This is a genomic window from Actinophytocola oryzae, from assembly GCF_004364325.1.
GTDB lineage: Bacteria > Actinomycetota > Actinomycetes > Mycobacteriales > Pseudonocardiaceae > Actinophytocola > Actinophytocola oryzae.
Window position 1 is genome coordinate 56,593 of the sequence record NZ_SOCP01000018.1, and the last position, 26,392, is coordinate 82,984.

General features: G+C 70.9%; 1 protein-coding gene. It reads left to right on the plus strand.

Translation table 11 applies throughout. The features are described 5' to 3' along the window. Nucleotides 1-26,391, plus strand: a complete 26,391-nt coding sequence (locus CLV71_RS36015; RefSeq protein ID WP_133907380.1) for a protein-glutamine glutaminase family protein — start codon at nucleotides 1-3, stop codon at nucleotides 26,389-26,391. Nucleotide 26,392 lies beyond the last annotated feature (1 nt).

Consider the following 26,392-nt stretch of genomic DNA (forward strand, 5'->3'; position numbering starts at 1 on the left):
ATGGCACCCAAGGGTGGCGGCCACGGCGGGCAGGCGAGTGGCATAAGCGGGTCCGGGTCGTCGATGACGACCCAGCTACCCGACGGACTGCAGAAGTTCTTCAAGGTCACCCTCGGCATGACCTGGCCGGAGGGCAGCGAGGGTGGCCTGCATCAGATGTCGGATGCCTGGTACGCCTTCCAGAAAGCCGCCGAGGCCGGCGTGGCCGACCTCGAGGCGCTCCTGCCCCGGTTGGCCTCGGCGATGCGTGGCGACACCGCGGACGCGTTGACGAAGTACCTGGAGGACGTCAAGTCCAGCCTGAACGACGTGGCGGACGCGTCCGGCGAGTTCGGCAAGATGGCCAACACCACCGCCGCGGACATCCAAAAAGCCAAGATCATGCTGATCGCGATGGCGCTCATGGTCCTGGCCACCGTCATCTCGCTCATCGCCTCCCTCTTCGGGGCCTTCGCGGTGCCTGGCGTGCTGGCCGCGGGCCGGTTCGCGCTGCAGGCCATCTGGAACGCGCTCGTCCGCAAGATCATGCAGATGACGTGGCAGAAGGCCGCCATGGGGCTTGGCAAGCTCGCATGGACGATAGGCAAGTACGCCGCCGGTGGTGCGGCATTCATGGGCGGGCTGGACCTGTCCATCCAGACCGGCCAGCTCATCGACAACAAGATCCACGGCGGGCACGGCGGGCGCGACGAGATCGACTGGGAGTCGGTGAAGGGTTCCGTCATCGGCGGCGCGATCGGCGGTGCGGCGTTCGGCGGGTTCCACGGCATCGGCAAGGGCATCGGCGGCGCCGTGAAGGGCGCCGGCAAGGGTGGCGGCCCCAAGAACATCGGCGGCAAGGGGCCCGGCGCGGGGTTCGGCGGCAAGGGACCGGGTGCGGGGTTCGGCGGCAAGGGGCCGGGCGCGGTCGGCAAGGGGCCGGGCGCCGGCGGAAAGGTCGGCGGTGAGGGTGCGGGCGCCGGTGGCAAGGGCGGCGGCAAGGCCGGTGAGGGTGCCGGCAAGGGCAAGGGCTACGAGGGCAAGGGCTACGACTCGAACGGCTTCAAGACCGAGGCTGACCCGAAGAGCTGGAAGAACAAGCTCGGCGGTCGCGGCGAGGCGGGAGACCCACCGGGCTGGGTGCGCGGCTTCGGGCAGATCGGGTACGCGGGCGCCCAGATCGGCATGGTCGCGGCCAGCAACCCGCTCGTGAACAAGGCCACCGGCCACGACGACGACATCTGGGCGGGCATCCTCGGCGGTGCCGCGCCCTACCACGCCAGCAAGGGCATGTCGGCCAAGGCCGACGCCATCGCGGGCGACTTCGCCAAGAAGTTCGCGAGCAAGCTCGGCATGAACTTCGACGAGCCGAACCTCGGTCTCGGCGGCGGCGACTCCGAGAAGGCCCCGCTCCTCGGCGGCGACGACTCGGACAGCGACTCCTCGCACGGCGACGAGAGCGGCTTCGACGACGCCGGTGACACGCACTCCATCGCCGGTTCGCTCGACGAGACGACGCCGCTGACCATCCCGGAGAGCCCGTTCGACACGGAGGGCGGGTTCACCGGCCACGGCCAGGACGTGTCGAACGGGGACGGCAAGTTCGGCAGCCTGTTCACGGACGGCGGCGAGCACTCGATCACCACGTCGACCGACGGGAACACCGGGTCGTCGTCCCAGTCGGGGCAGATGTCGGACGACGCGAAGCAGTTCTTCGGTGGCGGCGAGTCCGGGCAGAACTCCGGCGGCGTCACCCAGGAGGGTGGACAGCAGGGCGACCAGGGGCGTGGGGGAGACCAGTCCCAGGGCCAGGGGCGTGGCGGGGATCAGTCGCAGCAATTCGGGGACCAAAGTCAGCAGGGGCGTGGCGGGGATCAGTCGCAGCAGTTCGGGGACCAGAGCCAGCAGGGTCGTGGGGGCGATCAGAGCCAGCAGTTCGGCGACCAGAGCCAGCAGCATGGCCGCGGTGGTGGTGAGTTCGACCAGCACGACGGTCACACCGGTCGTGACGGTGGTCCGATCAGGTCGGAGTTCGGGCCCCAGCTCGGTTCGCAGGACGGGAACGGCGTCTTCCAGCCGGGCCAGCAGTCCGGCTTCCCGACCGGCCAGCAGTCGAACCTGCCAGGCCAGCAGTCCAACGTGCCAGGCCAGCAGTCGAACCTGCCGGGTCAGCAGTCGAATGTGCCGGGCCAGCAGTCCAACGTGCCGAGTGGGAGCCAGCAGACCACGCCGGGCGGCAACTCGGGAACCCAGCAGAACGGGCAGCCGGTCACCCAGCAGTCCGGGCCGCAGAACGCCCAGCAGAACAACCAGCCGAGCACGCAGTCCAACCAGCCGAGCACGTCCGGCGGGCCGAAGCAGGGCGCGCCGGTGGTCACGCAGTCCGGGCCGGCCACGAGCGGCACGGGGCACACGACCTCGTCGGGACCGTCCATCCTCGACAGTCCCGTGCCCAAGATCGACATCCCGGCGCTGGCGGACCAGACGCCCGAGGCGCACATCCTGGACTCGCCGGTGCCGCACATCGACACCCCGGCGCTGGCCGACGGCCCGCCGAAGCTGTCGGTCGAGAACAACGTCGTCGACGAGAGCCCGGTCAGCCCGCTGACCGACAGCGAGCGGACGTTCCAGCCGACCGGTCCGGTCAGCCCGATCACGCCGGCGGCGCCTTCGTTCCCAGCGAGCAACACCCAGAACACGTCCGGGTTCACCCAGCAGACGCCCAGTTCGTCGTCCACGTCGAACGTCACGCCCAGCGCCACGCCGCAGTCCCACCCGCAGGCCACGCCGCACACGACTCCGCAGAGCAGCCAGCAGAGCACCTCGAACACCCAGCCGGTCAGCCAGTCGCGGGACACCGGCGGGTCGTCGTCGAACCAGTCCTCCTCCTCGACGCAGCAGCCCCGCGCCGAGGACCCGGCGAACACGACGCCGAACATCGCCAAGGGCATCGACAAGTCGGTGGCCGACAAGCTGCAGTCGCTGCTGGACCGGCCGACGGAGCGGACGTTCCCGCTGACGCAGTCCGGCGAGCGGCCCGGCCTGGACAAGACCGTGCCGCAGCCCAGCGACCGGACCGTGCCGCAGCCCAGCGACCGGACCGTGCCGCAGCCGAGTGACCGGACGGTGCCGGACAAGTCGCAGGTCGCCCACGTCGGCGAGCAGCGGACGCCGCAGAAGCCGCTGCCCCAGGCGCCGGAGAAGGTCCCGGTCGTCGACAAGCCGGGCCCGACACCGGACCGGCCGTCCGACAGGACCCCGCCGCCCGAACGCCCGGCGCCGTCCGACAGGTCCGCGCCAGGTGGGGACCGGTCCGGCCCCGAGAGGCCGGCCGTGAAGACGTCGAAGCCGGAGGAGGTGGCCGCTGCGGTCGTGGCGGTCGCCCACCTGGGGCCGGACCTCCAGGCCGGTCACGACAACGGCACCAACCACGGTGGCCACCAGGGGCCCGGCCGCGACGGCGACGGGTTCGCGCAGCGGGACTCGCGGGACAAGCGTGCGGCGTGGGACGGGCAGCGGAACGCCGCGAAGCCCACCAGGATCAGCATGGAGCGCTTCCTGCCGTCCCCGGTCACGAAGGACGACCCGCACCGGACGGTCGAGAACAACCAGGTCTCCGGGACCATCTCGCAGATCCGCTACGACGTCCGCCACTTCGAGGCGTCGCCGGGGAAGTGGGTGCTGGAGTTCAGCGTGCCGCTCGACCTCGTCTCCCCGAACAACAAGATCGACGCGGGGACCCGGGCGAAGGCAGCGGAAGAACTGCAGCAGCTGCTGGACGAGCACGTCAACTTCCAGCACAAGTGGCAGGACAAGGGTCAGTTCGACGGCGAGCAGGTCCAGCTCGGGAAGGGGCAGTTCGAGGACAGCCAGATCCACTTCACCGTGGAGGCCAAGACACCGAACGGCGTCGAGAAGGGCTGGGACGCGGACCCGAACCGGAGCGTGCCGGTCGACGTGCACCGGGGCAACCCGTTCCGGAAGGTGAACCAGGTCCAGTGGGACCTCAGCAAGCCGCCCGCGACCCGGATGCACGAGTTCTTCCACTTCCTCGGGCTGGACGACCCCGCCGTGGGGCCCAACCCCACCGTGGGCCGCGGCGGCATCATGAGCCTCGCCGACAACAAAGTGACCCCCGCACAGCTCGGCGTGATCACGGGCCTGTTCGACAAGTGGTCGCGTCCGGTGATCTCCCGCGCGTGGAGCGACGAGAGCCCCCACGCCCAGCCCACCCCCAGCCCGGCCCCGTCCGCCGAGCTGGTGAACAGCGTCTTCTCCGACGGCCCCTACAGCGGGCAGCACAAGCCACCCAACGCCCCGAACCCCCCCGACCCGCAGGGTGGTCCCCCACGGGACCCGCAGGGCGGCCCGCCCCGACAGGGCCCGTCCCGCGAGCGGCAGGGCCCGCCGCGTGGTCCGCAGGACGGCCCGTCGTCCTCGCGGCGTTCTCCCGGCCGGTCCACGGAAGGGTCCCGCGGCGACCGGCGCTCGCAGCAGGACGACCCAGGCCGGTCCGGGCAGAACAAGCAGGGCACCCAGCCGCGTGGGTTGTTCGACGACATGGCCCAGGATCCGGCGCACAAGGCGGCGCAGGACGAGTTCAACGCGGCGATCGAGGCGAACAAGGCGTCTGCCGATGAGGCGAGCCGGCTGGCGGACCTGTTCGACCCCAGCAAGATGTCCGAGCAGCAGCGTGCGGCGGCGCAGCAGTGGGACAAGCTGTTCTCGAACGAGGACCACGAAGCCGGGGATCCGCTCGGGTTGGACACGAGGCCGAACCCCGAGCTGGCCGACTCGGGCGGTAAGGACAACTACAAGGTCCCACCGCCGACGCCGTCCCGCGGTGTGCCGCCGAACCCGGCCTGGACGCCGATCGCGGCGACCGTGGACCGGGCGCACGCGGAGGCGTTGTACAACGAGTTCACGACGTCCACCTTCCGGCATTCACGCCGCGGCGACCTGCCGCTGCCGACCGAGCACCCCGAGGACGGCTGCTACTTCCGCGCCCACGAGTGGGCCGAGACGCTGGCGAACCGGGGCATCGATGTCCGCAAGGTCTTCGTCGGGCGCAAGACCCCGTCGCTGAAGACGATGTCGAGCAACGCCTTCGGTGCCACACCGAACAACCCGAGGCCCATCCACTGGGGTTACCACGTCGCGCCGATGATCGCGATCGATCCCGGCAACGGGGGTAAGCCGGAATACGTGGTGCTGGACCCGGCGATGGGTCGCGGCGCGGTGCCCGTGGCGACGTGGCTGGAGCTGGCCGGTGTCAAGGACGGTTTCCACGAGAGCGACCTGAACAACCCGAAGCCCTACCACCACCCGCACAACGCGAGCCCGCTCACGGCAGGAGAACCGCGGGTGCTCGTCACGGACCCGTACGCGCTCATCCCGCCGTGGCTGACGATCGACAACAAGTCGGGTGAGGTGCGTGGTCCCGAGTCGCGTGCCGAGGCGCAGCGGCAGGCCAGGGCGATGGAGGACCGGATCGCCCGGTACAGCGACGAGGCCGGTAAGCGCAAGCAGTTCCGGCAGTGGGTTGAGTCGCTGTCCGACGGGCAGCGGTCCTGGTTCGATCTGGCGAACAACTCGTTGCAGGGCGACAAGCTCAAGGACTTCCAGACCTGGTTCCGGGGTCTGTCCGGAGCAGACCGCGCCGAGTTCCGCACGAAGCTGGGCGACATCCCCCACGACGCCTTCAACCGGGTGCCGGAGCTGCGTACCCAGGTCCAGGAGGCCCGCGACTTCCTCGCCGGGCTGCCGGAGAACCAGCGGAACGAGATCAAGGGCGCCGCGAACTTCATCGTGCTGGCCGACCACCACAAGGAAGGTGGTGCCGATCTGCGTGCGCCCTTGTTCGACGACATCGTCGACATGGTGGCGCACAAGTACAGCGCCGATAGCGTTACCAAGGCGGAGGACCTGTCGGCTGACCTGACGAAGAAGTTCGGGTCGCAGGACTTCTGGCGTGGTCGTGGCGGTGACCCGGTCGGCAAGGCGCTGGACGAGTTCCGCGCCACACACGGCGGACCCGGCCGTGGCACCACCCCCAGCCGGTACACGCCTTCCGCGAGCACCAGCACGCCCTCGGCCAGCACGCACACGCCCGCCCAGGCACGCACCGCGCCTGCCCCCCGGCGAGGTGGCCTGACGTTCGGGTCGGCGTTCACCGGGCTGCTCGACCTCATCTCCGGCAATCGCCGGGGTGGCGGGCACGACCTGGAGGGCGGCCGGTCCTCGGGGTTCCCGGACCCGCCCGCCGCACCGCCGCGGGATGGCGGAGCGACGGCACCGCCGCGGGATGGCGGGTCGACCGCGGCACCCACGACCGTGCCGCGCCCGGAGCGGCCGGCAGGGCCCGCGCCGGAGCACGCGTTCGACATCGAGCCGGGTAGCACCCGGTTGAGCGACGGGCAGCGCGGCGAGCTGAAGTCGTTGGCGGACGTGCTGAAGAACGCGACGGAGACGCGGCGTCAGGACGGTTATCTGCCGCCGCCGGTGACGGTGTCGGGTGCCAACGCACATCTGGTCGCGGACGGCCTTGCCGAGCACGGTATCGATGCGAAGGTGGCGCCGGGTCGTGCCGACGGCGCCGATGTGACGGTGGACTGGAAGCTGAACCGGCCGACCAGTGACCCGGCGGACGCGATCCTGAACGACGAGTCGTGGCGGCACAGCACGGCCGAGAGCGCGCCGTGGTTCGACCCGAACACGAACCCCGTTCCTTCCAACGTGATCGAGGACGCCGCGAAGAACGTGCCGGTCTCCGGCAAGGTGAACAGCGAGCAGGGTGGTCTGCGGCAGAGCGGCAAGCCGTGGCGTGGGCCGATCGGCTACGACATCCGCCGGTTCGACGTGACGGGGCCGGACGGCAAGACCGTGCCGGTGGAGCACCACACCACGAAGGTGTTCCTGGACCCGGGGAAGGCCACGCCGGAGGAGATCCGCGCGCTCCAGGAGCGTGCGAAGGCCGGTGTGGACGAGCGGTACAACCAGGGCTACCGGACTGCGGGCGGTCGCCAGTTCCACTCGTCGATCGAGTTCGTCAACGATCGGGGCGACGCCCACGGTGTCGTCAAGGTGGGGGAACCCGGCGGCCGGGCCGACCAGCTCAACTGGCCGGTGGACCTGCCGAAGGAGGAGCTGGGGCACGAAGCCGGTCACTTCGGCGGCCTGCACGACGAGTACCTGTCGACCGACGCCGACAAGCCCGTCTTCCAGCACCAGGACGGCAAGGGTCGCGTCGTGTCGGACAAGGGTCCGATGACGGCCGGGTTCGCAGACCCCGACGCGCGGTTCAAGCCGCGCAACATGTGGCTCGTCGAGAACCGCATGCGGGAGCTCGAGTCCGAGGCCGTCGACACGCGGACGCCGCCGGAGGAGTACTCGTCCCCGCCGCAGGTCCACCGTGACGGTGGCAGCCAGGGCGGCAGGCAGGGCTCGACGCGGGACCAGCAGGGCGGCAGGCAGGGATCGTCGCGGCAGGACGACTCGCGCCGGTCCGGGCAGGACCGCTCGGGTACCCCGCCGCGCGACCGGCAGCTGAGTCAGCTGTTCGGCGACACGCACCTCGACCCGGCGCACAAGGTGGCGCAGGACGAGTTCAACGCGGCGATCGAGGCGAACAAGGCGTCTGCCGATGAAGCGCACCGGCTGGAAGATCTGTTCGACCCGAACAAGATGTCCGAGCAGCAGCGGGCCGCGGCGCAGCAGTGGGACAAGCTGTTCTCGAACGAGGACCACGAGACCTGGCAGGACCCGCTGGGGCTGGAGTCGAGGCCGAACCCCGAGCTGGCCGACTCCGGTGGCAAGGACAACTACAAGGTTCCGCCGCCGACGCCGTCCCGCGGGGTGCCGCCGAACCCGGCGTGGACGCCTATCGCGGCCTCCATGGACCGTGCGCACGCGGAAGCCCTCTACAACGAGTTCACGACCTCCACCTTCCGCCACTCGCGCCGCGGCGACCTGCCGCTGCCGACCGAGCACCCCGAGGACGGCTGCTACTTCCGCGCCCACGAGTGGGCCGAGACGCTGGCGAACCGGGGCTACGACGTCCGCAAGGTGTTCGTCGGGCGCAAGACCCCGTCGCTGAAGACGATGTCGAGCAACGCCTTCGGTGCCACACCGAACAACCCGAGGCCCATCCACTGGGGCTACCACGTTGCCCCGATGATCGCGATCGATCCCGGCAACGGTGGCAAGCCCGAGTACATGGTGCTGGACCCCGCGATGGGCAAGGGTCTGGTCGACGTGAAGACCTGGCTGGAGCTGGCCGGCGTCAAGGACGGTTTCCACGAGAGCGACCTGAACAACCCGAAGCCCTACCACCACCCGCACAACGCGAGCCCGCTCACGGCAGGAGAACCGCGGGTGCTCGTCACGGACCCGTACGCGCTCATCCCGCCGTGGCTGACGATCGACAACAAGTCGGGCGAGGTGCGTGGTCCCGCGTCGCGTGCCGCCGCGCAGCGGCAGACCCGCGCGATGGAGGACCGGATCGCCCAGTACAGCGACGAGGCGGGCAAGCGCAAGCAGTTCCGCCAGTGGGTAGAGTCGCTGACGGAGCGGCAGCAGGCCTGGTTCGACCTGGCGAACAACTCGTTGCAGGGCAACAAGCTCAAGGACTTCCAAACCTGGTTCCGGGGCCTCTCGGGAGCGGGCCGCGCCGAGTTCCGCGCCAAGCTGGGCAACCTCCCCGCGGAAACCCTGAACCGGGTGCCGGAGCTGCGCGACCAGGTCAAGGGCGCGCGTGACTTCCTCGCCGCGTTGCCGGAGAACCAGCGCAACGAGATCAAGGGCGCCGCGAACTTCATCGTTCTCGCGGACCACCACAAGCTCGAGGGCGGCGACCTGCGCAGCCCGCTGTTCGACGACATCGTCGACATGGTGGCGCACAAGTACAGCGCCGAGAGCGTCACCAAGGCGGAGGACCTGTCGGCGGACCTGACGAAGAAGTTCGGGTCGCAGGACTTCTGGCGTGGTCGCGGCGGTGACCCGATCGCCAAGGCACTGGACGAGTTCCGGGCTGGTCGCGCCCCCGCGCCTTCGGCCACGGCCAGCCGGTACACCCCCTCGGCCAGCACGAGCACGCCCGCCCCGGCTCCCGCGGCCGGTCGGGGAGGCGCACCCGCGGGGCGGCGTGGCCTGACGTTCGGCTCGGCGTTCACCGGGCTGCTCGACCTCCTCTCCGGTAACCGCCGGGGAGGCGACGGGCACGACCTTGAAGGTGGCGGTTTCCCCGACCCGCCCGCGGCACCGCTGCGGGACGGCGGGTCGACTGCGGCGCAGGCCACTGCGCCGCGGCCCGAGCGGCCCTCTGGGCCTGCGCCGGAGCATGTCTTCGACATCGAGCCGGGTAGTACGCGGTTGTCCGATGGGCAGCGCGGCGAGCTGGAGTCGTTGGCGGACGTGCTGAAGAACGCGACGGAGACGCGGCGTCAGGACGGTTATCTGCCGCCGCCGGTGACGGTGTCGGGTTCGAACGCGCATCTGGTCGCGGATGGTCTTGCTGAGCACGGCATTGACGCGAAGGTCGAGCCGGGTCGTGCCGACGGCGCCGATGTGACGGTGGACTGGAAGCTGAACCGGGGGACCAGCGACCCGGCTGACGCGATCCTGAACGACGAGTCGTGGCGGCACAGCACGGCCGAGAGCGCGCCGTGGTTCGACCCCGCGCCCAATCGGGTCCCGTCGGAGGTCATCGAGAAGGCTGCGAAGAACGCACCCGTCTCGGGGCGCGTGCACGGCGTGGACGGTGGACTCCGGCGCAGCGGCAGGCCGTGGGCCGGGCCCATCTCCCATGAGGTCCGCCGGTTCGACGTGGTGGGGCCGGACGGTAGGACCGTGCCGGTGGAGCACCACACCACGAAGGTGTTCCTGGACAACGTGGCCAACGCGTCGCTGGAGGAGATCCGCGCGCTCCAGGAGCGCGTGAAGGCCGGTGTGGACGAGCGGTACAACCAGGGCTACCGGACCGCGGGCGGCCGCCAGTTCCACGCGGCGGTGGAGTTCGTCGACAACCGTGCCGACGCGGGGGACGGCGTCGTCAAGGTCGGTGAGCGCGGCAGCCCGGCCAACCAGCTCAACTGGCCGGTGGACCTGCCGAAGGAGGAGCTGGGGCACGAGGCAGGCCACTTCCTCGGCCTGCACGACGAGTACCTGTCGAAGGCCGACGACAAGCCGGTCTTCCAGCACCAGGACGGCAAGGGCCGGGTCATGTCGGACAAGGGTCCGATGACGGCCGGGTTCGCGCACCCCGACGCGCGGTTCAAGCCGCGCAACATGTGGCTCGTCGAGAACCGCATGCGGGACCTCGAGTCCGCCCCGAGCGCGCCGCGTCCACCTGCGACCAAGTTCTCCGCGCCGCCCGAGGTGAGCCGCGGCGACGCCCGTACCGAGCAGGCGGCTCGCGCCGCGGTCGACAGCGCACGCAGGCGGTTCGACGACGCCGAGAGCCGGCTGGCACGCGCGCTCGACAACCACGCGCCGGAGTCCGTGGTCACCGCCGCGCGGGACCGGGCGGCGGCGGCCGAGTCCGCACTGGACAGCGCCAACGAGCGCCTCTCCGCGTACGAGTACCACTCCTGGCTCGACGACGCGTTCGAGGGCGAGTCGCTGCGCGACACCGACGACGCCGTGAGCACGGCATCGGAGCCGTCCCCCGCGCGGCCGCCCCGCGACCTCGACAGCGTCCTGCCGCGCGAGGAGCGGTACCGGCTGTACCTGGACCCGGCGCACTTCGACATCGCGGAGCGGCTGTTCCCGCACGACCCCGGCTCGTACTACGACCACGACGAGTCGCCCGGGTACAAGGCGAGCATGGAGGCGGCCTACGACCAGTTCCTGGACACGGCGAAGTTCCCGGAACAGCGGCTGAACTCCGCGCTGTACGAGCAGATGCACGACGCCGTCAACTCCTCGCTGAAGAAGAAGGCCGACTGGACGGCCAGCGACTACGAGGCGACGGACTTCCCGCTGCGGGCGGAGAACCCGAGCCCGGACGTGTTCACCGAGACGCTGCTCGGCAGGCCGTTGCTGGTCGAGGGCGGCGAGTACCTCGTCGGCGGCAACGGGATCACCCTCCTCGACCGGGAGAGCCACAACCGGCCGTACATCCGCACGAACTACGGCGTCGAGGAGGCCAGGGGTCTCGTCGACGCGGTGTTCGACCGGTTCTACGACGACATGGCGAAGGCGGGCACGGACGCGGACCGGTTGAAGGCCATCGGCCGCGCGGTGCGCACCGTGCACATCGTGCACCCGTTCAAGGACACCAACCGCAGGCTGAACGTGCACCTGTTGCTGCCGAGGCTGTTGCTGGAGGCCGGGTTCGCGCCGGTCGTGTTCAAGGACATGGACCAGCTGTTCCAGGGCGGGCGCTCACTCGACCAGATCGCCGACGCACTGGCGCGCGGACAGGGCCTCGACCTCACCGGCAACGTCAGGCACACAGACGCCGAGAGCACCAACTCGCAGACCGAGGCGCGGCCGGACGAGCGTCACGGGCTCGACCTGCACCCCGAGACGGTGAAGAAGAACAAGAAGGCCGTCCTGGCCTGGGGCGCCGCGAGCGTCATCGCTGGCAGGCACATGGACGAGCCGCCCGTGGGCCACCCCGACCGGGTGGTGTTCGACGACATCGTGGACGCCGTCGCGCACCAGTACGACAGCTACGGCCACTTCCACGCCGACCAGCTGGCGAAGAAGCTCGCCGGGAACCCCGACGGCCGGTTCGCCGCGGAGCCCGGGACGTGGCACTACCAGTCGGCGCGCGCCAAGGCACTGCACGAGGCGCTCGGCGACGAGGGCAGGGCGGCCTACGACAGGGCCGCCGACGAGATCGCGGACATCGTCAAGCAGTACCACCAGCTCCCGGAGGACCGGAACCCGAACACGTCGTTCTTCGGCGAGATCATGAGGGTGGTGGGACTCCGCCACCTGGCCGGTGGCCACGACAGCGCGGCGGCACTGTCGGCCCGTCTCGCCGACGAGCTGCACACCGCGTATCCGGCGGGTGAGCAGCGGTCCGCTGCCGTCCCGTCGACTCCCGCCGCGCCCAGGCCGGTCCCGGCCATGGCGGAGCCGCTCCCGGAACCCTCGGCCGGCCTGCCGACCTTCGAGGTGACCCCGGCCGAGGACCTGCCGACCTTCCAGGTGACGCCGGCCGAGAACGTGCCGAGCATCGTGGTCACGCCCGACGAGTTCCCGAGCCCGCCCGAGGCGCCGTCGAGGGAGGGCGGGCTCGAGACCATCCACGAGTCCCACGAGCTGGAGACGCTGTCCTCACGTGGGGCACAGGACGAGTCGCGCCACGACGGGCAGGAGCCGCGCGACACTGACGCCGACGCGCACCACACGCCGCCACCGCCGCCACCGCCGAAGGCGCCCTCGCTGACCGGCCCGGTCACGAACGACATGATCCCCTCGGGCATTCCCGAGTACATGCTGGAGAACCGCGGCGCGGGCAAGTCGGACAACCCGTCGGCGGTCACGGGCGTCAACCCGAAGCGCACCATCGCGAAGGCGGCACCCGCGTTGGCGGGCCACCCCGTGCTGGACCAGATCCACCACGAGGTGACCTCGGACTACCGGCCGTTCGTCGGCGACAACCGCAAGCCGCCGTACCGGATCGTCACGAAGGACGACGTCTACGAGGTGCGGCCGAAGGCCGTGCAACGATGGGACCTCGCCGAGATCGTGGACCCGGCCGCCGAGGCGGGCAAGATGAAGCCCGGCGGCGACAACAAGACCGTCTCCAGCAACAAGACGTCCACCGGCCGCGACGGCACCGTCACCAAGCAGGCCAACGTCTCGGCGATGCCGCCGCTGGTGGTCAACGTCAAGGCGGGCGGCACGCTCACCCCCAACGAGACGCACGAGGTCGCGGGGCAGCGCAAGACCAAGCAGTCCACCGAGGCCGAGATCGAGAACATGCACCGGGTGCGGGTGCCGGTGGAGCTGTCCTACGAGATCCGCAACGGCAAGGGGCAGCTGCTCGGCCAGACCGCCGACGCGGCCGGCGGCCGGCGGAACCGGTCCGAGACCGGCAAGGCCGAGGTCGACGTCCCGCTGAACCTGGGTCGCCGCGGCGCGGACCCGTTCGTCATCGACAAGCCGAAGGCCCTCCCGGCCGCGCCGCGGATCGAGGAGCTGTTCACCAACACCAAGCCCGGCAAGGGTTTCTTCGAGCAGGCCGCGAAGCTCCTGCCGAAGAGCCTGACCGAGGTCCGCTCGGCAGGCCGAGGCGAACTGCAGGGCCTCGTCGGCGACTCGGGCCTGAAGTCCAAGTGGCACAAGATGGCGGTGACCGAGGAGGACGTCAGGCGCAACCCCGAGGCCGGCTGGCAGGAGTCCTCGGCGCTGACCAAGGGCGCGGACAGCAAGCGGTGGTCCAACAAGGCCAGCAAGTTCCAGGTGCGGGCCGTCGCCAGGCAGGTCGAGGTCATCAACACGGTGCCGAACGTCAAGGCGACCGACAGCCGGTTCGTGAAGGACACCCTGACCAAGAAGGACACCGCCGAGCGCGGCGGTGAGGGCTCGTTCATGTTCGGCGTGGGCGGCGACGTCGCCAACACCCTCTACGTCGGTGCCGGCCCCGCGTTCAGCGGCTCCGCGAAGTCCGCGCACGGCATGGAGCACACGGCCAAGGACCTCTACAAGACGTCGGTCGCCAGGGCGAGCGACGAGGTCCGGTACCGCACGGTGCACGAGCTCCAGGTGCGCCCGCTGGGCGGCGAGATCAAGACGCTCGACGGCGACGTCGTGACCTACCAGTCGACCTCGTACGACAAGGCGGCCGACGCGGGGCTGGTGCCGCCGCGCGAAGCGGCACCGCTGGCCGAGAACGAGCAGCGGTACCCGCCGCCGTGGGTGACGGCAAAGAAGTCGCTCGGCGGCACGATCGTCGACGACTTCAAGGGCGGCGACAACATCTACCGCGCGGTGGCGCAGAGCCTGCGCAAGCTGCCGGGCCGCAAGTGGTACCACATGACCCGCAGCGACTACGTGGTCGAGTTCGGCGACGTCAAGGTCGGCACGTACTCGCGCGGGCTCAAGGCGAGCGTCGAGCGGCTGCTGTCCCGAAGCGACGGGCTGCGCAAGGACATCTCCGACGAGCAGCTGTCCGAGCTGGTCGACACGATGCTCACCGACCGGGGCGTGACGTTCACCGTCAAGCCGAAGGACGCCCTGCCCGGTGACTTCGGCACCACGGTCAACCTCAAGGCCACGCTCGACGAGATCAACCCGGCCGGCAGGCCGGACGAGGTCACCTACTCCAGCGAGGCCAAGGAGAAGCTGTCGTCGAAGGTCTCCGACGAGCGGTCGCGGAAGGGCGACATCGGCGTCCAGCCGCGGTTCTGGCACCCACTGGGCGACAGCGGCCTCTCCCACGCGGGCAACATGAACATCGGCAAGAGCAAGCTGTGGTCCAGCTCCGCCGACATGTCCGCCAAGAGCAGCGAGGGCACCAAGCGGACGCACGGGCCAACGGCCGGCTCCGACGGCAAGGCCGCCAAGCAGAAGATGTGGCCGTTCGGCGCGAAGCTCACCATCACGCCGACCGTCACCTCGACGTTCAAGCCGAGCGTCGGCCTGCCGGGCAGGTCCGCGCCGGAGATCTCGACCCGGTCGCTCGAGTCGCACGAGGTGCCGCTGAAGGTGCTCGTGCCGGACTCGCTGACCTCGTCGAAGAAGGTGCACGAGTTCGAGACCTCGGCGCCGGTGAACAAGACGGTCATGGACACCGTGCCGAAGCCGAACGAGCTGCGTCGCAAGGCGCCGCGGATCCTCGACGACCTCGATGTGGTCGCGGTGTTCGGCACCGACCACATCGCCGACGCGCTGGACGAGCGGGTCCACCACGCCTCAGGCGACCCGGTCGACGCGCTGGGCCCGGACGGCCGGGCGAAGTACCCGCACAGCTCGCGGACCGACGAGGACCAGCTGACCCCGGACCACCTCAAGCGCAGCAGGCGGCGGTTCGAGCCGATCAGCATCGACCGGGACTGGACGCGCGGCTGGGCCAACCTCCAGGTCGACTCCTCGGTGGTGATCACCCCGTTCAACCCGCGGCCGATGAAGCGCCACGAGCTCCAGGAGATCGAGAAGAGCTACGGCGCGGGCGCGGGCACCGGTCGCGGCAACAAGACGTCCTCGTCGTTCGGCATCACCGCGGGCGACGTGATCCTGCCGGTCAGCAACGCGCTCGGCGACGACCCGGTGGTCCGGTTCCGCGGCATCGTCGGCGGCGAGGCCACCCCGTTCGAGCAGCGGTGGGGCCAGGGGCGCTCCTCCGACTTCGCCAGCTCGTCGGAGACTACGGTCAAGAGCTCGCGACTGGTCAAGGAGACCCTGGTCTGGACCGACTACACGGCCGACATGGTCTCCGACGCGAAGTACACGAACAACTACGACAAGGCGAAGCTGTTCCCCGGCAAGGAGCCGGGTCGCTCGGGCATGAGCCACGAGCAGCCCAAGGGCATGCTCGTGTGGGCGACCGACGAGCAGGTCGACGCCATGAAGGCGTACTCCGACGCGAAGGCGGCGGCCGAGGCGGAGGCGGCGGCGTCCCACGCCGACGTCACCCCTGACTCGGTCTCGGACACCGGCTCCGAAAGCCGTTCCGAGGGCGGCCGGTCGGCCGGCACCCGCTCCGACGGCGAGCGCTCGACCGGCACGGGCTCCGACACCTCCCGGTCCGACGGCAGGCCCGCTCCGAGGCACACGCCGAGGTCCAACTCGTTCCCGCGCAAGCCGGTCACCAGGACGGCCACCGAGGACAGCTTCGCGACCATGTCGGTCGGCCAGATGTCCCGGCAGGAGAGCTTCGAGTCGATCGTGTCGGAACAGACCCGCTCGCCGTTGCCCCCGCCGCCGTCCATCGTGGGCAGCGAGGGCGTCTCGCTGGGCGTCGGCGCGATCACCACGACCATCGACGCCAGGGACAGCATCGAGAACCTGCACAAGGACCTGGTCGAGAACCTCGGCGAGGACGGCGCCGGCTCGTTGCTGCCGAAGTCCCGGTACGACGCCAAGCACGACAACCACGGCATGCTCGACCACCTGCTGGCCAACGTGAACCGCGCCGCGAGTGCCGCGTTGAACGGCGAGCAGGTCGCGCCGATGCGCCGCGAGCTGGGCCGCTGGAAGGGCAAGACGTACTTCCTGAGCGTCGGCGCGAAGTTCGTCGAGGGCCCCGAGTTCACCGGCATCGAGCACGTCGACAAGCTCGCGGTCAGCGACTCGGTGTCGCGAGGCGACACGAACACCAGGTCCTCCGGCCAGACGGTCGGCAAGGCCGGCGCGCTCGCCAGGCCGGGCATCAGCATCACCGGCAAGGCCGACCCGGCCGCCGCGAACGCCACGACCGGGCACGGCCCGGCGAGCGGTGCCCTGGCGGGTGGCCTCGGCGCCGACGTCGCACTGGGCCGCCGGGACGACGAGCGCTCGCAGAGCCTGTCGCAGAGCCACAAGCAGTCGGCCGAGACCACCGGGCCGATGGCCTCCTACGCGGGCCGCGTCGAGCTGGACATCCGGATCGAGCGCGGCTTCGAGATGGACGAGCACGGCAAGGAGGTCGCGCGCGAGGTCGTCGCCAGGGACTCCGGCGCGACCCACGACGTCGACCTGCTGAAGCTGCCAGAGGAGTCGTTCCCCGAGCCGACCGGCGAGAAGCTCGGCGAGGCCGAGCCGGAGCCGTGGTCGAACTCGAACCCGGGGCCGAAGAAGGCCACCCCGGCGCAGACCACCACGTGGCGCGAGCAGTCCGGCCACGTGGTGCTGACCGAGGAGGGCGCAACCAGGCCGGACCGGCCGAGCCTCGAACGGGACAAGTTCATCGCCGAGCACTACTTCGGCGACATGACCGAGTTCCGCAACCGGGTCGAGCAGGCGCTGCTGCGGGTGCCGGGCGTCAGTGAGCTGCCGTCGCGGACGATCGCCGAGCTGAAGTCGGAGGTGACGCTCGCCGCGGTGAAGGCCGGGGCGCCGGACATGATGGCCGGCAAGTTCACCTTCCCGCTGACGGACTTCGACGTGGAGGTCCACCTCGGGCTCGACGACGAGCCGCGGCTTGCCGGCGCGAGCGACTGGGTCGACATCGAGGCCAAGTCCGACACCACCTACCAGGACAAGTCCGGCTCGAAGACCGGCCACGACGCGAGCGTCAACGCGCTGCCCATCCAGGGCAGCGGCGGCGTGACGCACCCGGGGGGCAAGAACTCGTTCGCCGAGGGCCGCAACAACTTCGGCTCGGTGTTCGCGGGCACCCAGGCCAACAACGTCAAGCTCGGCGGGCACGAGAGCGTGCTGGAGGGCGAGGGCACCAGGAAGGGCAAGGCGTCCACGCCGAAGTCACTCGAGGACCCCGGCAAGCTCACCCGGGTCGACCTGCACGACGGGCAGTTCCTGTTCGTGGCGCGGAAGAAGGGCGCCGTGCCGGGCTCCGGCGAGGGCGTCTCGGTGCTGCCCGTGTCCGACGGGTACGCCATCCGGCACTACCCGGACCCGGCGAAGCCGCTGCCCGAGTCGCTCAAGGCCGCCGTCACCGAGCACGGCAAGGCGCGCAAGGCGTGGACCGAGGCGGTCAAGGAGCTCGACGCGCTGAAGCTGAACCAGCACAGCGGCAAGGGCAAGGCGACCGACGCGGGCGAGCTGAAGGCGGCCCAGACCAAGCGGAACGACGCACAGTCGAAGTACTGGTCCACCAAGCAGGAGTACGACACCCAGCTCGTCGCGGCCCGTGCCGCGCAGCCGGTCAGCGAGGCCGCGTACGCCGCCGAGCAGCACGCCAAGCGGACGACGAGCGCGGCGGACAAGGCCGCGAAGGCCGCCGAGGACGCCGCGCGCGCCCAGGAGTTCGCCGAGGCGGCGCGGCGCAACGAGCAGCAGGGGGTCGCCAGGGCCGCGCTGGGCGAGAAGGCCGCGCAGGAACGGATCCAGCGCGAGTCCGTCAACGACGCGCACGGCAACCACCTCCTGGCGCGCGAGAACGCGCAGAACGCGCGGAGCCAGGTCCAGCCGTCCATCATGGACGCCCGGCGTGGCGCGCAGCGGCACACCAAGGACTTCCCGGAGCTGGACGAGGACCCGAGGAAGGTCGCGAAGGGCAAGGAAGCCAACCGGTTCGTGCTGGACGCCATGCGGGCCGGCAGCCGGATCGGCAACGAGTTCGCCGGCCGGGCCAGGGACGCGGCCGACCGCGCCGCGCAGACCTACCGAGGCACCCGGTGGGACGGCGACGACCACGGCTCGGTCCACAGCACCGACCGCGGCACCGACCGCGGCACCGACCGCGGCACCGACCGCGGCACCGACCGCGGCACCGACCGCGGCACCGACCGCGGCACCGACCGCGGCTCGGACCCCGGGTTCGACCTCGGGCCCGTGCGCGACCCCGGCACGGAGCACCTCGCCACCCCGGCGGACTCCGATGGCGGGTTCTGGTCGGAGGACGGCTTCTCCGGCGACGAGTCCGCCTCGCGGACCGGCGACTTCGTCGAGGACGCCCCGGTCCCGTCGGGCAGCCGCCGCGGTGGCGAGTTCTTCGTCCCGATGATGCACGGCGCGCTGAACCCCGACCTGACCGGCGGCGCGGCGGGCCGGGCAGACGACGGGCCGGTCTCGCCGTTGAGCGAGTCCCGGAGGAACACGGGCGAGGACGCGTTCCCCGTGCCGCCGAACAACGTCCGCGGCGTGGGCGGTATGCCGGAGGCCGCGAGCGGTGTCCACCCGGTGGACCCCTCGCCGAACCGGGTGTCGTTGGGCAGCTTCAAGAACACCGAGGACGCGGCGGCCTACATGCGGGCCAACCGCCCGCTGGTGCCCAAGGTCAACAAGCCGAGGTTCGACAACCACGTCCCCGGCACCCGCACGAACTGCGCCCCGGCCACCATCGAGACCTACAACGCCCTCGAGCACGGCGAGGTGCGCGAGGCGGGGCCGAGCGCACCCGTCAAGACCGAGGACATCGAGCGGGTCACGGGCCGCAGGTTCCGCCGGGTCCCCGACTACGACACGATCGACCGGATCATCTCCCGTCCGCAGGTGCCCGTCGGCGCGAAGGCGATGGTCTTCACCGACCACGCGAACAAGAAGGGCCACTACTTCGTCGTCGAGAAGCTCGCAGACGGCAGGCCCCTCTACATCGACGGTCAGGACGGCCTGCCGGCGAACCTCGGCACGAAGCCGACCGAGATCGGCCTCATGATGCTGCCGAAGGGCGCGCGGATCGACGCGGTCTACGCGCCGTTCACGCCGAAGCCCACCGAGGCGGGCAACCCGCACCGGCTGGCGGCGGGCCCCGGCCCCGCGTCGCGGCAGTCGGCGCCGACCCTGCCGGCCGGTGGCGTGCTCGCGCACAGCGTTCTGAGCACCGCCCAGCAGGGGCAGCTGGACCGACAGGGCGCGCACGCGGTCATCGCCGAGGGCGGGGCCAGCCCCGTCGCGAACCTCCTCGACGCCATCAAGCGCAGCCTCGACCCGCACGCAGCCAGCGAGTACAAGCGGCTCACCGAGGCACTGGACGCGGCCGCGGGCAAGCGCAGGACGAAGTTCGACCTGAACGGCATCGCCGCGGAGGCGGGGCTGCGGGTGCACGTCCTCGGCGACAAGGGCGACTGGCGGTCCTACGGGCCGGTCGCCGGCCGGCCGGTGCACGTGGTGGACGCGAACGTCAAGGGTGTGCCGCGCTTCCTCGGCACGAAGCAGGCCGTCGAACTGGGCAGGACCGGCGTCGTCTACCCGGGCCCGACGAAGTCGCACGCCGACGGCGCCGACCACCTGGAGCACCGGGGCGAGTTCGAGGTCGAGACGATCGCGGGCCAGCACTACGTGCGCGTCTACACCGCCGTGTTCGACACCGCCCTGCCCGGCTCCGAGCACAAGGACGTGCACCAGGACGCGAACGGCAAGGTCACCCCGTCGACCGGCAAGGCAGGCGTCGCCTGGGTGTCCGGCGGGCGCCCGCTGCGGGCCGTGCAGTGGGTGGCCAAGTACCGCAACGACCAGGTCCAGAAGGGCGAGACGCACGCGACGCCGCTGCTGCGCTCGTACCTGGTGCCGCTCGACACCTACCGGAAGGCGAGCGAGAACGCCCGGCCCGAGGGCGTGGACCCCAGCAGGGACCGGACGCTCAACGTCGACCAGAGCGGCGACGTCAACCAGTTCGGCGTGCGCGGCCCCGACCTGGACGACCTGCGCAAGCACGCGCTCGACGGCTCCCTGGTCACCTTCGTGCCGCCGGAGAGCACCGGGCACGCCAGGCCGGACCTGTCCGGTCGCGTGGAGCCCATCTCGGACCTGTACGAGCGCCTCGGCATCAAGCCGGACTTCACCTCGACGGCCCTCGGGCCGGACAACGACCCCTGGTTCCGCTGGACGCGCGACCAGGACGGGAAGGTGCGGTTCGACGGCTTCCGCAACGACCCCAAGCAGCTGCGCGGCCTGGCCGCCCGGTTGCGTGAGGCGTACGTCCTGTGGACCGAGCCGGAGGTCGCCGCCGGTCAGCGCGGGTCGGCCTTCTTCGGCCCGGACGAGGCGATCCCGGGCGAGAGCAGCGGGAGGGGCGGCAGGGGCAAGGCCCCCGCACCGCATGCCGGCAAGCTGGCGGCGACGCTCAACACCTTCGTCAACTCCCACGGCCCCACCGCACGCAACCTCGACCAGGTCTCGGACGCGATCCGCCAGGAGATCGGTGGCGCCACCAGGGACCTCGTGGCCCAGGTGGCTCCCCCGGTCGACCGCGGCCGGGTGTTCACCGAGATCGGCGAGTCGCTGCGCAAGTTCACCGCGTCCGCGGGCTTCACCCGGCCCGCCGAGATGATGGTGCGCAGGATGAACGGCCCGGACGGGTCGAGCGTGCCGCGTGGCGTCGCGACGCTGCCCGAGCTGGCCGCCTCGATCCAGCGCGGCAACAGCCACCACGGCAGCTTCCACGACACCGTGATCACCCCGATGGCGAACGCGCTCGCCGACCACGTCGTCACGGACGGTCGGTTCAAGGCCCTGGACGCCTCGACGTTCTCGAACCAGCTGCGCGACATCCTGCGGGACACCATCGCGACGCACCTGATCGGCCACTTCGACGAGCTGGCCACCGACCCCGAGCGCGGCGACACCCTCGCTGAGCACGCCAACCGGGGCGGCCAGAGCGGTTGGCTGTCCGGCCAGCGGCTCACCGAGTTCCTCGACGACGTCATGGCCGACGTGCGCGACGACGTGGGCCTCAAGACCGCGGTGGCGAACGTGCCGCTGACGATCGACACCACGGCACTGCGGGAGATCGTCCAGGGACCGGTCATCGACGCCGTGCGCAAGGACACCATCGACAAGGTCCTCGCCGAGAACCTGGTCGACGTCGACCCCGCCGCGCAACGGAAGCTGTTCGAGGACAGGATTGCCGGCGGGCTCGAGAACTCGGTGCGCGAGCGGATCAACCGCGACCCGTCCCTGGGGCTCGTCGACCCCCGCTACCGGCGAGGGCTGGCGGACCGCGTCGCCGACACGGCGGCTTCGAACGTCAGCGACGTGCTGGCGAACCTCCCACTGCGCACGGTGAGCCACGCGCAGGTCGACAGCTTCATGCGCAGGCGGGTGCCCGAGTTCGCGACGATGGCCCAGATCGGCGCGACGATCGCGACCGACGCGCTGGCGAACAAGGCCGACTTCGACACCAGGACCGGCACGCCGTTCCCCAACGACTTCGGCACGTGGCGCAAGCAGCACGAGCAGGGCTACACGCAGAAGAACGACCCGGCCGTGTTCAGCCACCACCGCGACGTCGGCGACCGCCTCCGCGAGGTGATCGAGAGCGAGCTGACCGACCCGCGGCCGGAGTCGGCGAAGAACATCGTGGACGAGCTGAGCCGGGTCGACGAGAAGGCACAGGACGGGCACGACACCCTGGGCAGGAAGTTCGCCGAGGTCATCGCGCCGCAGGGCGCCGACAGGCAGACGCGGGCCGGCGAGAGTGGGCCGCCGGTGCTCTACCACGAGCACGCGCAGATGGTGCTGAACCAGTTCCTGTCGCTGACCAGGGGCGAGGACGACGGCGCCCGGTTCGTCTCCCGCGAGGCCGTGGCCAAGGCGATCCTGTTCCACGACATGGACAAGCTGAACTCGAAGAACCAGTTCGGCGACGGTCAGGCCCGCCACGACCGCGAGCCGGAGCACCGGGGCGCGGTCCGGTACATGAACCGGCACGAGGGCCTCTGGTCCGGCGAGCGTGACTTCCGCCTGGCCCGCGCGATGGTCGACTCGGACCCCATCGGTGGCTACCTGCGCGGCAAGCACGACGCGACGACGGCCTACGAGTTCATCCGCGACCTGGCGCACCGGGCGGGCAGGCCGGATGGCAAGGAGGTCACCGCGCAGGACGTGCGGAACTTCTTCGACGAGTTCCACCAGTACTACCAGTCGGACTTCTCGTCGTACTCGAACCAGTCGGTGTTCGTGAACCCGAAGACCGGCGGGGTGGAGCACGGCAAGGAGTCCGGCCTGACCGGCCTGGCACGCGACGGGAAGTCCGGCCCGTTCCGCCTGGCGCCGGACCGGCGCCACTTCGAGTACCTCGACACGACGTCCGGCGCCAAGGACAGCTACGCACGCAAGATCACCAGCCTGCGCGGGTTGTTCGACCGGGACGTCGAGACCGACGACGCCGCCAGGACGGTGACGACCGGCGGTGCCCCGGTGGCCGGTGTCGGCGGAATGCCGTCGTCGTCGAACGAGAAGTTCCGCGCCAGGAACGACGAGGGCGGGACCATCGAGTTCGGGCGGAAAGCCGTGCTCAGCAGCCGGCTGGGCAGCTCACGCAACGCGCGGGGCCTGGTGTTCGGGACGCGGGCGCACGCGGAGTCCCTGGACAACTGGGCCAGGAACGCGCGCCGCACCCCGACCGTGGTGCGCAGTGCGGCCGGCGAGACGGCCCGCGAGGCGCTGGACAGGGTCGCGGAGCGGCCGGAGAGCGTCGTGGCGGCGCCGTGGGAGGACCCGATCTTCGTCGCGGCCGATGTCGACGGGGACCGCTTCGTCCTGCCCGTCGGCAGCGAGGAGCACCACATCGACGCCCGGCTCAAGCCGGGGGAGTTCGCCAAGGTCCTGGCCGGGGACCCGACGTTCAAGCGGATGTACGAGGAGGCCGACGAGCCGTCGATCCTGCTGGTGTCGTCCCACGCGGACGAAGGCACGACCATCAGGAGCCTGCAGGACAAGCTCACCGACCTCGGGTACCCGCTCGACATCCACACCACCAGGGGTGACGTGGAGACCACCGACGCGGGCCACATCAGCGCAGGCCACAACGCGGGCTGGGCGACCCACGAACGGCGCGTCGAGAGCAAGACGGTGTACGTGAAGGGGCTGATCGGCAAGAAGCCGGTAAAGCAGCACACGGTCAGGATGACCCGGGTCGTCTGGGGTGCCACCGAGTACAGCCCCGCGGACCTGGCGGCCATCGCCGAGCGCGCACGCCGGGCCGACCGCGAGCGGGTGGACGGGACGCGCCGCGTCTGGGAGGGCGAGAACCGCCGCCGCGAGGAGATCTTCCAGCGCGACACGCAGGACCGTGCCCGCCAGGCGGCTGGGCGGTCGGGGGAGACCCGAACGGAGGGTTCGACCCCGGAGTCGGGTGCGGCGCCGGAGTCGGGTGCGGCCCGCGAGACGCGGCCGGAGCCCGAGCAGGAGCGGGACACCGAGTCGGAGTCCGCGTCGGACCGGGACGAGGAGTCCGAGTCTGCTTCGGATCGCGAGGAGGAGTCGGACGTCGGCTCGGATCGTGAGGACGAGTCGGACCGGGAGTCGGAGGACGGCTCGGACCGCGAGTCCGCAGGCGAGTCGGAGGCGCGGCCGCAGGCCGGGTCGTCGCGTCTGGACGATCAGGCCGATGAGGCTGATGTTCGGCGTAGGGCTGAGGATGAGCGTCGGGCGGAGGCGTTGCGTCAGGCTGAGCGGGATCGTGAGGTTCAGGCCAAGGAGAAGGCCGAGCGGGAGGCTCGTGAGCGTCAGGCCGAACTTGACCGTGAGGCTGATGTTCGGCGTAAGGCTGAGGATGAGCGTCGGGCCGAGGCGTTGCGTCAGGCCGAGCGGGACCGTGAGGTTCAGGCCAAGGAGAAGGCCGAGCGGGAGGCTCGTGAGCGTCAGGCCGAACTTGACCGTGAGGCTGATGTTCGGCGTAAGGCTGAGGATGAGCGTCGGGCCGAGGCGTTGCGTCAGGCCGAGCGGGACCGTGAGGCTCAGGCCAAGGACAAAGCCGAGCGGGAAGCCCGCGAGCGCGAGGCTCGGCAGCAGGAAGCGATCGACAACGACCCCACCGTGATCGCGGCCCGTGCGGCGTACGCCGAGGCCAAGCGGCGGGCTGAGGAGTCGGCGGCCGCGTACGACCGGCTCGTCGAGGAGATGGCCGAGTCGCGACGCAAGGACGAGATGCGTCGTGAGGAGGAGGCCGCCGCGGCCCGCCGCCGGGACGAGGAGGCCGAGGCCCGCCGGCGCGAGGAGGAGTTGGCGGAGATCAACCGCCTCGCGGAGGAGGCCCGCAAGGCGACCAAGGAACGTGAGGAGGCCGACCGCCGGGCCGGCGAGAGCCGGAGCCGGGCCGACGCGCAGTGGGACTCGGCGTACGACGCACAGCGTCGCGCCAACGAGACGGCGCATGACTCGGCCTCCGAGAACGGCTACGCCGAGGGGTGGCGCGAGGCCCGTGACCGGGCCCGCGAGGAGGCCAGGGCCCGCAACCGCGACGCGTCGTGGCGCCAGGAGATGCGGAACAACCCCGAGGCGTGGCGTGACCGGCGTGCGGAGGCCCGCGAGGAGGCCCGCCGACGCCAACAGGCCGAGGAGGACGCCCGCAGGCAGGAGGAGGCCGCCGCGGCCCGCGAGCAGGAGCGTCAGCGCCAGGACGAGGACGAGCCCGGACACACCCAGCAGGAGCAGCCCCGCGGGGAGCAGCCCCGCCAGGAGCAGTCCCGTAACGAGCAGTCTCGGCAGGAGGAGTCCCGCCAGGAGGAGTCCCAGCAGGAGGAACCGGCCACCGAGAACCTCGACGACCCCAGGGGCTACTACGCCGCCCTTGACCTCGAGCCAACCGCCTCCGAGGACCAGATCAAGAAGGCGCGCCGGAAGATGGCGCTCAAGTGGCACCCGGACAAGAACCCCGGCGTCGACACCAACGCCGAGATGGCCAAGGTCTCAGAGGCCTACGAGATCCTGTCCGACAAGGAGAAGCGCAAGGAGTACGACGACTACCGCCGCATGGCCAAGGACGCGGCCGAGGCGGCGAGGCAGTTCCGCGAGGCGGCCTCCCGGCACGAGTCGTCGACCCGGCAACCCGGCCCGTCCGACCAGCACGGCACGCACACCTGGGACCAGCAGCAGCGGAGCCGACCCGCACCGCGGGACTGGAACCAGCAGTGGCACCGACCCGCGCCGCAGGACTGGGGCCGGCAGCAGCAGTGGAACCAGCCCGGGCACCGGGACTGGGACCAGCAGCGGAACCAGCAGCGCAACCAGCAGTGGGACCAGCAGTGGAGCCAGCCCGGCACGCACACGTGGGGCCGGCCGAGCGCCGGACCGACGCCGCCGGTGGACCCGGGGCCGCCCGCCGGCTGGATACCCGTGCGGACGTCCCCTCGGGCGGGGCGAACCGTCTACGTCAACCCCGACACGGTGCGGCGCAAGCCGTTCCTGGCCCAGGACGGCCGGACCATCGGTGTCATGTTCGTACCGGACAGCGATCCCACGCAGAGGTATGTCTCCTCGTGGGGGCGGTCCGCGCCCCGGCTCGACCTGAACCTGCGCACGATGCCGTTCGAGTCCCCCAGCGAAGCCCTGGCCGCCAACCGTTCCGACTCACTGATCATGGCGCCGTGGTCCATGGACTACGCGGGCGGCGGCGCCGGTCCGATCTTCCTCGTCGCGCACGGGCTCGGTGAGTGGATGGAGACCGAGGTCGGCGCCGGGGCCACCATCTGGGACGGTCAGTACGCGGTGCGCGCCGCGAGCATGAAGAACTACGTGAACGGCACCGCGGCCTGGGAGCTGCTGCGCCACGTGCGGACGTTCCAGACCCTCCTCGCGACCAACCCCTACGGCTCTATCGCCGGCATCATGTGCCTCGTGGCGAGCGGCTCCTGGTCGGACCGGTTCGTGACGGCCATGCGTGCTGCGGGGTACACCAACGAGGCGCACTTCGCCAACGACGTGATGTACCCCGTCAACCACCCCGCCGGCCCGACTGCGGCCGTGCCGAACAACGCCGGCTACGACACCTACCTGCGGCCGGACGCCTACGGTTTCACCAGGCGGGTCTGGGGGATGGGCACGAGGTACAGCCCGGAGGAGATCCTCTGGCACCAGCAGCTCGAGGCCCAACGGAGGTACTACGGCGATGACAACGCCTACGGCTACGGCTACTGAC

Bases quoted from the DNA above. Each gene is read 5' to 3' on its own strand.
- CLV71_RS36015 (WP_133907380.1), top strand. From the start codon at position 1: ATGGCACCCAAGGGTGGCGGCCACGGCGGGCAGGCGAGTGGCATAAGC.